Origin of the sequence: Lentibacillus juripiscarius (assembly GCF_042685205.1) — a bacterium.
Classification (GTDB): Bacteria; Bacillota; Bacilli; order Bacillales; family Amphibacillaceae; genus Lentibacillus; species Lentibacillus juripiscarius.
Map to the genome: position 1 here is coordinate 86238 of NZ_JBHUNA010000030.1, position 12709 is coordinate 98946.

Sequence of the window (12709 nt, forward strand, 5' to 3'; positions counted from 1 at the left end):
CCCTATTTGCCAGTAAGCCGGACCGTATCCCTGGCAATCATGACTTCCTCATTTGTTGGAATGACCATTACTTTAACCGGTGAATGTGGATAGTTAATAAATGCTTCTTTCCCGCGGACATGATTTCGGGAAGGGTCCCAATACACTCCCATAAATTCGAGTCCCGTTAAAACTTTTTTCCGGACGACCTCGCTGTTTTCCCCGACACCCGCTGTAAAGATAATGGCATCAACACCTGACATTCTGGCAGCATAGGAACCTAGGTATTTGTGTATGCGTGCCGCGAAAACTTCCAGGGCCAGTTCTGCCCGTTCGTTTTCATCTGTTTTCTGCTCGATATCACGCAAATCACTGGAAAAGCCGGATAAAGCGAGCATTCCGCTTTTCTTGTTTAAGACGTGAACCACTTCATCCGCATTTTTTCCTGTTTTCTCCATTATAAATGGAATAAGAGCGGGGTCAATATTACCCGATCTGGTTCCCATCGTCACCCCAGCTAGGGGCGTGAACCCCATGGACGTATCTATCGACTGCCCTTTATCAATCGCAGCAATGCTCGCGCCATTTCCCAGATGGCAGGAAATAAGACGAAGTTGCTCAAGCGGCACGCCCATCAGATCAGCGGCGCGCTGGGATACATATTTATGAGAGGTCCCGTGAAATCCATATTTACGAATTCCATATTTTTCATAATATTCGTATGGCAGACTGTACAAGTACGATTTCTCAGGCATCGTCTGATGAAATGCGGTATCAAACACAGCAACCATCGGAACATTCGGGAGCAACCTCCGAAATGCGCGGATGCCAGTCAAATTGGCTGGATTGTGTAGCGGTGCCAGATCAGACACATCCTCGATATTCTGGATAACATCATCCGTGATAAGCACGGAATCGCTGAAACGTTCGCCGCCATGAACAATTCTATGCCCGACAGCATCAATTTCGTCCATCGATTGAATAACGCCTGATGATGTTAGCTTCTCCAGCAAATGTTTTACCGCTATTTCATGATCCGGTATATCTAATACCATCTTATCTTTTTCTCCATTTACTTCCATAGTAAAAACCGATTCAGAAAGGCCAATTCGCTCCAGCAGCCCCTTTGCCAGCACTTGTTCTTCTGGCATACGGATCAGCTGAAACTTCAAAGAAGAACTTCCGGCATTTATTGCCAAAATATTAGACATTCTTGTCGTCTCCCTCCATGGTGTTAACTATTCATGTTCTCTGCAAACCAAGCGTTCATTTGCGCCAGAATATCGTCCATCGCTTTTGTTTCTTTAAAAGATGGGACCTGTACAAGCAATGGCTGATTGAATGCCGTCGTATTGGGACCTTTCTTTTGCAGAATAAGAATACTCTTTCTGTTCTTCTCTGACTTAAATGCTGTCTCCGGAAGCTGCAGTACTCCGACAATATGTGCATTTTCCTGAAGATAAGCATGCAGCTTGTCTGACTGATCACTGTCGAACAGGAATTCCGGAATGACAAAAATCAGATAGCCGCCCGGCGTCGTATATTTCATGCTTTGCTCTATAAATAAATGATGGGAATAGGAATGTCCCTCATCTGCTTTCAGTTCAAAATCATTCGCCCGGATGTCATCTGGATAGTAGCCAACAGGAAGATCACTGATTACCAAATCGACCGGATCCAGAAGAAACGGGCGGAGACTGTCCTGGTGGAAATACTCAATTTCTTTTTTCTGCAGGTTAGCGTTAAGAACGGCAAGGTTAATAAGTGTCGGATCCACTTCACTTGCAAATACAGATCCGGCAGTCTCCAGCTGATCAAGAACAGCCATAACCAAATTTCCCGTTCCGCTCGCCGGGTCAAACATACGGAGGTTCTTCTTCCCGGCAGTCACTTTCCCCGCCAGATAGCCAACAAACAGGGCAACTGTTTCCGGAGTCATGAGATGCTGCTGCTGTGTTGCACCTTTCATCCCTTTCAGCATGGCCAGCTGAAGTGCCTTCCGTATTTCAGTGGTTTTATATTTCGAAACATCCAGCTGAGGAATGAAATTTTGGAGTTGTTCCTGTAATTTCTCGTCCATTCCTTCAGGCGGATGTTGATAAAAGATTACTTCAAGTGTTACTGCAAGGCTGTCCAAATACGTTTCGTTACTATATTGTTGGACAGTTTCTGTTATATTATCAATTTGTTCAAACAATATTTCTACGTCTGTTTTTTCCATCGTGCCAATCCTCCGATCCGTTGTCTAAAAGCGCCTCTATTGTACCAAAATACCAGCTCCATTGTACATCGGAAGAGGCTGGGAGCACAGGTTGCCAGCCATCTGTCAAAAGTTTGGGATTCATTTAAAAGTCCGGGCAAAAGGTTGAAGAATGGGTTCTCACAAAAAATCTCCCCTGTCATACTCGGGACAGGAGAGAACGAAAAGCCGTTATTCTGCTTTCTGTGCTTCTTCTAGTGCACGGTCATAGTTGGGATGATTGGTTACCTCACTTACGTATTCCACGTATGTGACTTTGTCATTTGAATCGACTACGAAAATAGCCCGGGCCAGCAAGCGGAGTTCCTTCATCAGCACACCGTATTTTTCACCGAAATCAGCATCACGATGGTCTGATAATGTATCCAGCTTTTTAATTCCGTTGGCTGCACACCAGCGTGACTGGGCGAAAGGAAGATCCATACTGATTGTCAGCACTTGGACATTGTCAAGTTTATCAGCTTCTTCATTAAAGCGTCTTGTCTCCTCGGCACAGACACCCGTGTCGACAGATGGAACAGCAGCAATCAGTTTTACTTTACCCTTATAGTCGTCCAAGGATACTTCCTTAAGATCGTTGGATAACACGGTGAAATTCGGTGCCTGATCACCAGCACTGATTTCATTTCCCAGAAGTGTCACTGGATCCTGATTAAATGTGACATTTGCCATAATAAATCATCCTCCCATTTTTTGACTCTATCTTTATTATGAATCGGCTTGTAGTATATGTCCAACAATAGCGCCCTCTAAACTTGTTACAGTTTTTCGAACTAACTGTCGTTTTGCTCACCGGAATCTTCATTAGACTGCTGGGAATCCTGCTTTTTTTGTTCCTGTTTCTCTTGTTTTTTTTCCTGTCCATCACCATTTTCCGATTGTTTGGACTGCTGCTTCATTTTATCCTGCAGTCCCGATTCTTTTAACAGCTGCTGGATTTTTTCTACAGCCTTAGGAGCAACATCCATCATTTTTTCATATATGTGCGTATTCTCATCGAGGTGAATCATCTTCATGCCTTTTTGACTGACAACTAGAAACGCAACAGGTGTAATGGATACACCACCGCCACTGCCACCTCCAAAGGGCATCGATCCGCCTGAATCACCCTGGTCACTGCCAGAAGTAAACTCGCTGCCCCCAGCGGCAAATCCGAATCCAAGCTTGGAAACTGGGATAATCACACTCCCATCCGGGGATTCGACTGGATCACCAATAATTGTATTGACCTCAATCATGTCTTTCAGATTTTCCATTGCTGTCGTCATTAGGCCTTGTATCGGATGTTCATCCATGTATAATCCTCCTTGTCATGTAGTCACTTCTCGTTTGGCAGAAAGTTTCCGAATCATTTTCAGAAATGCATAGATAGCTTGCCCGAATCGGATGGATATCATGCAATCAAAGACAGAGCTTATTCTCTGCTGATTAAAGAATGGGGTAACTGAAATAGAAGGTTCACTGGTGAATGTGCTATTGGAAGCAAGCACCCCCATTACCATGCCTTTTATCCCCCATATTCCGCCGGTAATCATCCCAGTCGTGTCAGCCTTGCCAGTACCTGCCTCGGTGTTCCAGGTGATTTTATGAAAACGAATCCGCTCGAATATAAGCGACGTTATCACACGCATATCTCTCATCCTTTGCACAGCACCATTGCTGAATTGGTGCAATAGCGAAAGGGTTTCCTGAAATGATTGTTCCGGAGCTGGTCTTTCCGTCAGATCAACCGATCGCCGCAGAAGGGGCAGACGGTATAAATAAATCGCCAGATAAAGGGTCTGCTCTTTTTGGTTGAGCTTGATTGTACAAACTGCTTTAAGCCTTGAACACAACAATATGATGGCAATACCAATCACAATCAACACGATGACCAATCCAATGACCATGGCCTCACCTCTTTTTGTCTATGTTTCCGCAAATTTCCTTTTTTATGAATGTCATCCTCTTTGTTTTTTTGGCTTTTTACAACGTCAGAAGTATGCACAATTGGGACAATAAATGGAAACGTGCTACACTTTAAGTGGGCATAAACAAAATCGGAGGTGATTGTAATGCAGACAAGAAATAACATTCATTTTTTCTACAGACATGATGATAATCTCGATAAAAAGCTGCAACCGTTGTTCAAATTGGCCCGAGAGAATGATTTCCATATTGTGGACAATCCTGAGCAGGCAAATATTATTGTAAGTGTCGGTGGTGATGGTGCCTTTCTGCAGGCAGTGCGTACGACCGGATTCCGACAAGATTGCTTATATACTGGCATTACCAGATCGGATGAATCCGGGTTATATTGTGACTTTAATATAGATAATTTTGATGAAATGCTGCACACGATGCAGCATGAAGAAATGGAAGTCCGCCGATTTCCGGTTATTGATGTTAAGGTGAATGGGGAATCGGAATTTCAGTGCTTGAATGAAGTAAGCATACGGTCAACCATTATAAAAACAATGGTCGTGGACGTGTACATCGACGATATGCATTTCGAAACATTTCGGGGTGACGGCCTGATTGTGGCCACCCCAACCGGAAGCACCGGTTACAATAAATCTACACGTGGTGCTGTCATCGACCCGAAACTTCCTTGCTATCAAGTGTCCGAAATTGCATCCCTTAACAATAACCGGTACCGGACGCTAGGCTCGTCGTTCGTATTGAACAAGGACCGGACACTGACATTGGAAGTCGTTCAGGATGGGAATGATTACCCGATTATTGGTATGGATAATGAAGCCTATTCCATCCGCAACATTCAGAATCTCACCGTTACCTTAAGTGACAGCGTAATCAAAACAGTCAAGCTTAAAAACAACTCCTACTGGGACCGCGTAAAAAGAACATTCTTATAAGGTAAAAAGGTTGTCCTCCTTTTTGAACATGCACTTAAAGGGATTCTTAGAAGGCGATTCTTACCTAGAATCCCCCTTTAACTATTGCCTTAGTTGCACTTACATTTTCACTTCACCGGGTAATCTTTTTTGCTAAAGTTTTACACTTACCTAACGTAAAAAATAAGCGGGCTACCCTATCCAGGGCAGCCCGCAGCCATTCATATATTGTTGTTAATTACAGCGGTGTGTTACCACCAAATTGCTGTTCAGCAGTGTTTACAAGGCGTTTTGTGATTTCCCCGCCAACAGACCCGTTCGCGCGGGAAGTTGTGTCAGCACCAAGTTGAACACCAAACTCCTGTGCAATTTCTGTTTTCATTTGGTCAAGTGCCTGTTCAGCACCAGGTACGACTAATTGGTTTGAACTGTTGTTGCTTGGCATTCTCAATCACCTCCTTGTACCCATATATTGTGTACGAGGAGGGTTTTTTAAAACTGGTATTTGTTGTAAATTACCCATATTGGTTCAAAATAAATCATTAAACTCTTCTTCAGCCTCTGCCTTGCCGGTTAATGTGACGACTTCAATACCATTGACAGCTTCCTCAATCAGCTCGGAAAAATCAGCTTGTGACTCGAATTGGTTGACCTTTTCTCTCGATGGTCTTGTTTTTGGCGACTTTGGAACAAAAATCGTGCAGCAATCTTCGTATGGCCGGATGGAAATATCATACGTATCAATTGTTCTTGAAATCTTGACGATGTCATCTTTATCCATGGCAACCAATGGACGTAAAATGGGATAATTCGTCACCTCATTAATTGCATTCATGCTTTCCATCGTCTGGCTTGCCACCTGCCCAAGACTCTCACCGGTTGTCATCGATAAAATCGATTCTTTTTTGCAGACCTGTTCACTGATTCGCATCATCATCCGGCGCATAATCGTCATCGCGTAGTTTTCAGGCATCTCACGGAAAATATGCTGCTGTACATTCGTAAATGGTACAATGTGCACATTCACCTTATTGCCATAGTGTGTCAGTTTCTCCGCAAGATCCAGTACCTTTTGCCTAGCCCGTTCACTTGTAAATGGCGGGGAATGAAAATGGATTGCTTCCACTTCTACTCCGCGTTTCATCGCCTGAAATCCTGCAACCGGGCTGTCGATTCCCCCTGACAAAAGGAGCAGCGTTTTGCCGGATGTTCCAACCGGAAGTCCGCCCAGCCCTGGAATGACACTGGAAGTTATATAGGTCGCTTCTTTCCTGATTTCAACCTTTATCTCCAGATCTGGTTTATGAACATCGACTGAAAATCCAGTTGTATGGTTTAACAAATGACTGCCAAGTACCTGGTTCATCTGCTGTGACCGTATTGGAAATTTTTTGTCAATTCGCTTTACGGAAACTTTAAACGTACGGGCGCTATATTCATTTTGTAATGCCCATAATACAGCTGCTTTTATTTCCTCCTCATCGTTGTGAACTTTAATGGCTGGACTGAGGCTTTGGATTCCAAAAACATTCTTGCATTTATCTATAATAGCTTCCGGATCATGGCCATTCAAAAGGACAAACATTCTTCCTTGTGTCCGTTTCACGGTTGCATTTGGAAAATCTTGTAGCTGTAGTTTCAGATTGTTCTGCAGCTGAAGAATAAAACTTTTTCTGTTTTTGCCTTTTAACGCCATTTCTCCATAACGGATTAATATATGATCATATTGCATACCTATCTACTCCATTACTGCTTTTAGTCTGTTGATGGCTTCTTGCAGTTCCTGCAGGAAAACATGAATATCATTTTCCGTGCTGTCATACGACAGGCTGATTCTTAAAGCCGACGTTGACCGGTCTCTGCCATGGCCGCATGCTGCTAGTATCTTGCTCTCATCGGTCTGCTTTGATGAACAGGCTGATTTTGTTGAGATGTAAATCTCCTTCTCTCCGAGCATATGAATCAATACTTCAGGTTTCAATCCGGGCACAGAGATATTGATTATATGCGGTGCTGCCTGCTCCGGTGTATTGATAAAAACACCATCCATCGTACGGAGTTTTTGCCTGATAATTGTCTGCAGATGATACATATGCCTGATTCCGGCTATTTCCCGTTCTTTGATTAAACGCAAAGCTTTAACCAACGACACAGCACCTGCCAGATTTTCAGTTCCAGATCGTAACGACTTCTCTTGACCGCCGCCGTGGAAGAGTGGAAAAAGGGTTGTACCTTTTTTTACATAAAGAATGCCCGTTCCTTTTAAACCATGCAACTTGTGACCGGAAATCGTACACAAATCAATCCCACTGTCCGCAAGCTTCATTGGTACCTTGCCCATCCCCTGTACATGATCCACATGGAAAAATAATTTCGGGTGTTCTTTGGCAATCTCTCCGATTGCCTCTACAGGCTGTACGGACCCAAGCTCATTATTGACGTGCATGATACTAATCAAAATTGTATCATCCGTAATTGCTTCCCGTAATTCCTCAACAGCCACCACACCGTTCTCATTCACCGGCAAATACGTTACTGAAAAACCCAGCCGCTCCAAGCCGCGGAAAGCTTCATGAACGGAAGGGTGCTCCACTTGTGTTGTGATAATATGGCTTCCCCGCTTCTGATGTTCCAGTGCTATACCTTTAATAGCAAGATTATTTCCCTCTGTTCCACCAGCCGTAAAAACAATTTCATCGGTTTCCACTTGCAGCAACTGTGCCGCTTGTTCCTTTGACCGCTGCAGCAATTTTTCTGCCTCCCCGCCTAACTGATGAATGCTGGAAGGGTTGGCAAAAAAGCGTTCAGAGACCTGCTGAAAACTGTTCAGTACCGCGGGGTTCGGCTTTGTCGTTGCACTGTTATCCAAATAAATCATACGCATAACTCCCTGTTGTCATATTTTGGCTAATAAAGGTCACCAAAACAAGAAGGCTGGCTTTAAAGGTTGTTCAAAAAGTCCGGTAAAAATGACACTTCGAATTTCTTCGTTGGCTTTCTTTTCCGTTCCTTGGAAAAGAAAAGCGCTCTTCCTGCGTGTGATGCGGCTTCCCTTGTGCTCATGTATTATCCACTACTAAAAGCATCGCCGCCTTGAACTTCTTGGTCCTTTTTATCCTCCTTTTTGAACATGCACTTCTAGAAAAACTCGGCATTCACCTTTCGTCTTATAGTGAATGCCGGCGTTTTTATTATAAGGTCATCCTATTTATATACTTTCTGACGTTACAAGGTGAAAAAATGTATTGTTATTCTTTCCAAGAAGGCATCCTTTTCCGTCACTGTTCATATAATTCCAGTTTTTTGAGCAGAACTTCGGTTGAAACTTTCCTTTTTTCACTCAGTCAGTTAACTGCCTCCTGGAATGTTTCGATTCGTTTCAAGGAACCCGGCTCCACCTCTTCTACAGCCTTTGCTGCCTGTTCAAGGGCCAGCTCATAATCATACGACCGAAACAGCCGCTCCGCTTCACCCAATTTAGCAGCGAGGGCTGGGTCTTGGCTCCGGTACCGATTGGCATACTGAATAACTTGTTCTGTCAAGCGGGCCTGGTCAAGCATGGCGTCCGTCTGTTCAGTTACCTCATTGACAGCTGCTTTTGCCTCCGACAGCACCTGCTGGACCTCTGTAATATCAAGTGGCTGCTTTTCAAGTGTTTCAAACACCCGCGCATTTTTTTCAGTAGCAGACTCCATCCTATTCCAAATATGATTCGGAACTCCGGGAATATTACTTTTCTTTAATTTCCGTTTCACATTATACAATTCATCTTTCATTTCCGCCAGCCTTGCCCTGGCTTCCGTCTCGTCTTTTCGCAGATTTTGAATACGCTCCTTGAATACTTCATGTTGCCCCTGAAGCACATCAAGCTCTTGAAAACCTTGCTCCAGCTCATTTCGCAATTCTGAGTGTGCCGTGTTATCCTTTTCCAGTCCGTGTATCATTTCTTCCATCTGATTTCTCAAATGAGCGACAGCCTTGTCCAGATACAAGTACTTCTCCATATCACTGTCTTCAACGTAATAACTTTGCTTTAATGTTTCCATTTCTTCTTTTGTCATATTGAAATTATCTTCCAATGATTGCAGCTGTTCCCGATAATTCGTTATTTTTGTTTCGACGTAATTCTTTGCGAGTGCTTCCTTTTCGAGGAGCTGATACATTTCTTCAACACGTTCCTCTATCTCCGGGATAATCTCTTTTGCTTGTGCCACATTGCCTTTTTCCAATGAATTCATACAGTCAACCAAGCGGCGCTGGTAATCGTGTACTTCTTTTTCAAATCCAAGATGATCAATCCGATAGCCATCCTGTTTCATTTCCCGCAGACCTCTGAAAAGTTCATCAAGCTGCTCCGGAAGTTCATTTTTGCATTTTTTATAAATGGCTGGGAACTCTTCCATCTCCGTCTGGAGGGCGTCAAGCTTCTCTTTTACATTATCGGCCAGCTCTCTCGCCTCTGAATAATTACCAGATTCAGCAAGTTCGTGGTATTGACTGAGCTCTTCCTCAAGTTCGTCAAGTTCAACCTCAAACCGGACGTCCGCTTTTCCATACGAAAACCGATTATGAACCAAGTATTTCCGCAATGCTTTTATATCAGGCCCAATCTTTTCCACTTCTTTGCGGGCGGATTCTTCGGAGCTCATCAGCTGTTCAAGTTCACCCAGCATGTTTTCAATGTCCTTTTCAATCATTTGCATGGTCTGCTCTGCATGCCGCAATATTTTTTTGGAATTCGAGAAACGGTATCTGTCCGCTGCTTCTTCTGCATCCAACAAGTACTCTTCAATATCCGGCAGCTCTTTGGCAATAATCTGCTCCCAGCGGGCTTTCCAGGATTCAAATTTATCCTGTGTCTCCCCTGATAGGTTCAGCTGCTTAATCCGGCCCAGTTCAGATGCCACATTCCGGTTCATGATATCCATTTTCCACGTTTCAAGACGGTCGACGACATCATAAACACGTTTGCGCAAAATTAGACCAATAATGATAAGTGCAATCACAGCCAATATAATTCCAATTACGTATGCCATAAAATGCCTCCTGAACATAATCCAAAGTAAAGAGGATTTTCCATTAGTAAATCAGATGTATGTAATAATGCTATGATACCATGTTATTGGCATTTTTGGCTAAAAAAATTCAAATAAATATACGATTCGACACTTTTTTTATTACTCTATCCAAAAAAACCTTCACTTTACCCCATGTGCACTTTCCCAAACGACAAAATCAAGCCATTTTTCCACAGTACGGGTGTAATTTTTTACAAACTGATCATGTGAAAAGTCCCCCACGACCTTGTCCTTCCATTCGTTCTGCATTAGATATGGCGTTGTCAGCATCCCTTTAAATTGCATTAGGAAAAACTGTTTTTCCTGGTTCCTTTTGGTCTGCTCCGGAAGAATCTGATAGAACGCATTGCTAATAAGATAGTTTTCTTTAGCCAGATAGGTAACGGTCATTTCCCTGACAAAGACAGAATCAAGCGAAAGCTCCCGATGTATGAAACATGATAATTGATAGTTGTCCTGTTTATACTGTATAATGACTTCAACAATTTTCTTCAATTTTTCGAGCGGTGTCAATGATTCATTTTCTTCGATACATGCTTCGATGGTTTCCAGGTAGGCTTCATAATATTGCGTGACAGCATATTCAAGCAGTCCTTGTTTGCCTTTGAAGTAATAACTTATCAGGGATACGTTGACAGTAGCTTTAGCCGCAATATCCCTTACAGACGTTCCGTGGAAACCGTTTTGAAAAAATAACGATGAAGCCGCATCTATAACTCTTTGTTTCGTTGGATTCTTTTTCATTCATATTCAACTCCTTACCTACTTCTTACGACGAAATGAGCAAGAATCCTCCCATTTTCGCTCGACAAATATCACAGCTATTGTCGAACAGATGACTATTTTTATGAAAGAAAGGAAATGATTATGTTTCAAGCAACCGCCTATTCAGGTAACAAAACAAACGATTACGAATTGCTGATAAAACAATTAGTGGCACTGTCTGAAGAGGAAACAGATACCATTGCCATTTTATCGAATGCATCGGCATTATTAAACCAATTTCTCGATAATGTGAACTGGGTCGGATTCTATTTATGGAAAGATGATGAATTAGTGCTCGGGCCCTTCCAGGGACTCCCTGCCTGCATCCGGATCGCTTACGGAAAAGGCGTCTGCGGTGCTGCAATTAAGGAGAATGCAACACAGCGGGTTCCGGATGTATTCGAATTCCCTGGGCACATTGCCTGTGACAGTGCAAGCAGATCTGAGATTGTCGTCCCTTTACTCAAAGATGGGGAAATCTTTGGTGTCCTTGACATTGACAGCCCAAGCACCAACCGCTTTGATGAAACAGATCAAATCTATCTTGAGAAGTTTGCAGCGGAATTGAAACGATTCATTAGGTAAACAATCGATTATTGACTTCCTGTTTCATAGCCTATATACTATTGGTTGTGTAAAATAAAAAGGTAGCCTATGTGAACCGGCATTGCACCCATTTTGTTCCTCTTACAACGATGCAATGACAAAACGAAACAATGAATCAATCCGACACTCTATTTGACAAGCTAACAGAAGAATTTCTGAAGAGGTGTATCACGTAACTCTCTGCTGCTGGAGCGATGGTACATGAAAACAAAATGGACAATGATCAGGAACACGGTCGTTTATTTTATGCAAATAAACTATAAAGGAGGAAATGTCCTATGGCACGATTTACCGGATCAGACTGGAAAAAATCACGCCGCCTTGGCATTTCATTAACCGGAACAGGCAAGGAACTTGATAAACGTCCTTACGCCCCGGGAGAGCACGGACCTAATCAGCGCAAAAAAATGTCTGAATATGGTCTGCAGCTACAGGAAAAACAAAAACTTCGCTTCATGTATGGACTGAACGAACGTCAATTTCTCAGTTTGTTTAATGAAGCCGGCAAAATGAAAGGTGTTCATGGCGAGAACTTCATGATTTTGCTTGAATCCCGCCTGGACAACATCGTTTATCGCCTTGGTCTTGCGCGCACACGCCGTCAGGCACGCCAGCTGGTCAACCATGGTCACGTAACGGTTGACGGCGGACGCGTTGATATACCGTCCTACCGCACGAAGCCAGGTCAAGTCATTGGATTGCGTGAACGTTCCCAAAACCTCGACACCATTCAGGAAGCAATCGAAGTAAACAACTTCGTACCGGAATACCTGACGTTTGATGAGGATAAAAAAGAAGGAACGTATGCACGTTACCCTGAACGTTCCGAGCTTCCAGCCGAAATTAACGAACCGCTTATCGTTGAGTTCTACTCTCGTTAAGGTCAGCACTTATAAAGCTCCCAAACCTTTACTATATAAAAGGTTTGGGAGCTTTTTCATGCAAAGGTTGTTTTCGAAAAGATTGTTGCTATTCGCATCAAGAGGTTAGGATGAACCTTACTTAACATTCTATATAAACTGCGACGTATTGAAAACTCTCATTAGCGAGGCTATCTCCTGTTCTGATTACCATTAAGTTCTCAGCGATGCTCCGGCAATATACTTCGCTTTCCATGGGCACGGCCTCAGCCTCCTCGGAAAGCAAAGACCGCTTTCCTGTGGGGTCTTCAGACACGTGCTGTTCCC

At 43.3% G+C, this 12709-nt stretch carries 13 protein-coding genes; 3 read left to right on the top strand and 10 right to left on the bottom strand.

Annotation, left to right across the window (positions count from 1 at the left end):
• Positions 1–2: 2 nt before the first annotated feature.
• The 5 genes from ACFSUO_RS13015 to ACFSUO_RS13035 form a co-directional block, all read right to left on the bottom strand.
• Positions 3–1190, bottom strand: a complete 1188-nt coding sequence (locus ACFSUO_RS13015) for an acetate kinase (RefSeq protein WP_382394761.1) — start codon at positions 1188–1190, stop codon at positions 3–5.
• Positions 1191–1213: 23 nt separating this feature from the next.
• Positions 1214–2200 carry a class I SAM-dependent methyltransferase gene (locus tag ACFSUO_RS13020; RefSeq protein WP_382394763.1) on the bottom strand — a complete coding sequence of 329 codons (987 nt, stop codon included), beginning with the start codon at positions 2198–2200 and terminating at the stop codon, positions 1214–1216.
• Positions 2201–2410: 210 nt separating this feature from the next.
• Positions 2411–2911 (bottom strand): thiol peroxidase, encoded by a 501-nt coding sequence (tpx, locus tag ACFSUO_RS13025; protein ID WP_382394765.1) that lies wholly within the window; start codon positions 2909–2911, stop codon positions 2411–2413.
• Between the two features lie 101 nt (positions 2912–3012).
• A complete protein-coding gene (gene ytfJ, locus ACFSUO_RS13030) occupies positions 3013–3534 on the bottom strand; it encodes a GerW family sporulation protein (protein WP_382394767.1) in 522 nt (173 codons plus the stop codon).
• 15 nt (positions 3535–3549) lie between these two features.
• Positions 3550–4128 (bottom strand): DUF2953 domain-containing protein, encoded by a 579-nt coding sequence (locus ACFSUO_RS13035; RefSeq protein ID WP_382394769.1) that lies wholly within the window; start codon positions 4126–4128, stop codon positions 3550–3552.
• Positions 4129–4293: 165 nt separating this feature from the next.
• On the opposite strand from ACFSUO_RS13035, the gene ACFSUO_RS13040 reads away from it, so the two are divergent.
• Positions 4294–5094 (top strand): NAD kinase, encoded by an 801-nt coding sequence (locus ACFSUO_RS13040; protein ID WP_382394771.1) that lies wholly within the window; start codon positions 4294–4296, stop codon positions 5092–5094.
• A gap of 217 nt (positions 5095–5311) precedes the next feature.
• Here ACFSUO_RS13040 and ACFSUO_RS13045 read toward each other — a convergent pair whose 3' ends face one another.
• The 5 genes from ACFSUO_RS13045 to refZ all read right to left on the bottom strand — a co-directional run bounded on the left by ACFSUO_RS13045 (position 5312) and on the right by refZ (position 10895).
• The gene (locus tag ACFSUO_RS13045) at positions 5312–5518 is read right to left on the bottom strand and encodes a small, acid-soluble spore protein, alpha/beta type (RefSeq protein WP_382394773.1); all 207 of its coding nucleotides are present in this window, start codon (positions 5516–5518) and stop codon (positions 5312–5314) included.
• Between the two features lie 84 nt (positions 5519–5602).
• Complete coding sequence (gene thiI / locus ACFSUO_RS13050; RefSeq protein WP_382394775.1) at positions 5603–6805, bottom strand: tRNA uracil 4-sulfurtransferase ThiI; 1203 nt, start codon at positions 6803–6805, stop codon at positions 5603–5605.
• A 6-nt stretch (positions 6806–6811) separates the two neighbouring features.
• Positions 6812–7951, bottom strand: coding sequence for a cysteine desulfurase family protein (locus tag ACFSUO_RS13055; protein ID WP_382394777.1), 1140 nt, complete (start codon positions 7949–7951; stop codon positions 6812–6814).
• Between the two features lie 466 nt (positions 7952–8417).
• Positions 8418–10109 carry a septation ring formation regulator EzrA gene (gene ezrA, locus ACFSUO_RS13060; protein ID WP_382394779.1) on the bottom strand — a complete coding sequence of 564 codons (1692 nt, stop codon included), beginning with the start codon at positions 10107–10109 and terminating at the stop codon, positions 8418–8420.
• A 162-nt stretch (positions 10110–10271) separates the two neighbouring features.
• Positions 10272–10895: a forespore capture DNA-binding protein RefZ gene (gene refZ, locus ACFSUO_RS13065; RefSeq protein ID WP_382394781.1), complete on the bottom strand. Its 624-nt coding sequence runs from the start codon at positions 10893–10895 to the stop codon at positions 10272–10274.
• 123 nt (positions 10896–11018) lie between these two features.
• On the opposite strand from refZ, the gene ACFSUO_RS13070 reads away from it, so the two are divergent.
• Both ACFSUO_RS13070 and rpsD read left to right on the top strand, forming a co-directional pair.
• Positions 11019–11501 (top strand): GAF domain-containing protein, encoded by a 483-nt coding sequence (locus ACFSUO_RS13070; RefSeq protein WP_382394875.1) that lies wholly within the window; start codon positions 11019–11021, stop codon positions 11499–11501.
• 299 nt (positions 11502–11800) lie between these two features.
• Positions 11801–12403, top strand: coding sequence for a 30S ribosomal protein S4 (gene rpsD / locus ACFSUO_RS13075; RefSeq protein ID WP_382394783.1), 603 nt, complete (start codon positions 11801–11803; stop codon positions 12401–12403).
• The last annotated feature ends 306 nt before the right edge of the window (positions 12404–12709 follow it).

Coding starts and splice junctions, on each gene's coding strand:
- ACFSUO_RS13015 (WP_382394761.1), bottom strand. CDS start 1,190: ATGTCTAATATTTTGGCAATAAATGCCGGAAGTTCTTCTTTGAAGTTT.
- ACFSUO_RS13020 (WP_382394763.1), bottom strand. CDS start 2,200: ATGGAAAAAACAGACGTAGAAATATTGTTTGAACAAATTGATAATATA.
- tpx (WP_382394765.1), bottom strand. CDS start 2,911: ATGGCAAATGTCACATTTAATCAGGATCCAGTGACACTTCTGGGAAAT.
- ytfJ (WP_382394767.1), bottom strand. CDS start 3,534: ATGGATGAACATCCGATACAAGGCCTAATGACGACAGCAATGGAAAAT.
- ACFSUO_RS13035 (WP_382394769.1), bottom strand. CDS start 4,128: ATGGTCATTGGATTGGTCATCGTGTTGATTGTGATTGGTATTGCCATC.
- ACFSUO_RS13040 (WP_382394771.1), top strand. CDS start 4,294: ATGCAGACAAGAAATAACATTCATTTTTTCTACAGACATGATGATAAT.
- ACFSUO_RS13045 (WP_382394773.1), bottom strand. CDS start 5,518: ATGCCAAGCAACAACAGTTCAAACCAATTAGTCGTACCTGGTGCTGAA.
- thiI (WP_382394775.1), bottom strand. CDS start 6,805: ATGCAATATGATCATATATTAATCCGTTATGGAGAAATGGCGTTAAAA.
- ACFSUO_RS13055 (WP_382394777.1), bottom strand. CDS start 7,951: ATGATTTATTTGGATAACAGTGCAACGACAAAGCCGAACCCCGCGGTA.
- ezrA (WP_382394779.1), bottom strand. CDS start 10,109: ATGGCATACGTAATTGGAATTATATTGGCTGTGATTGCACTTATCATT.
- refZ (WP_382394781.1), bottom strand. CDS start 10,895: ATGAAAAAGAATCCAACGAAACAAAGAGTTATAGATGCGGCTTCATCG.
- ACFSUO_RS13070 (WP_382394875.1), top strand. CDS start 11,019: ATGTTTCAAGCAACCGCCTATTCAGGTAACAAAACAAACGATTACGAA.
- rpsD (WP_382394783.1), top strand. CDS start 11,801: ATGGCACGATTTACCGGATCAGACTGGAAAAAATCACGCCGCCTTGGC.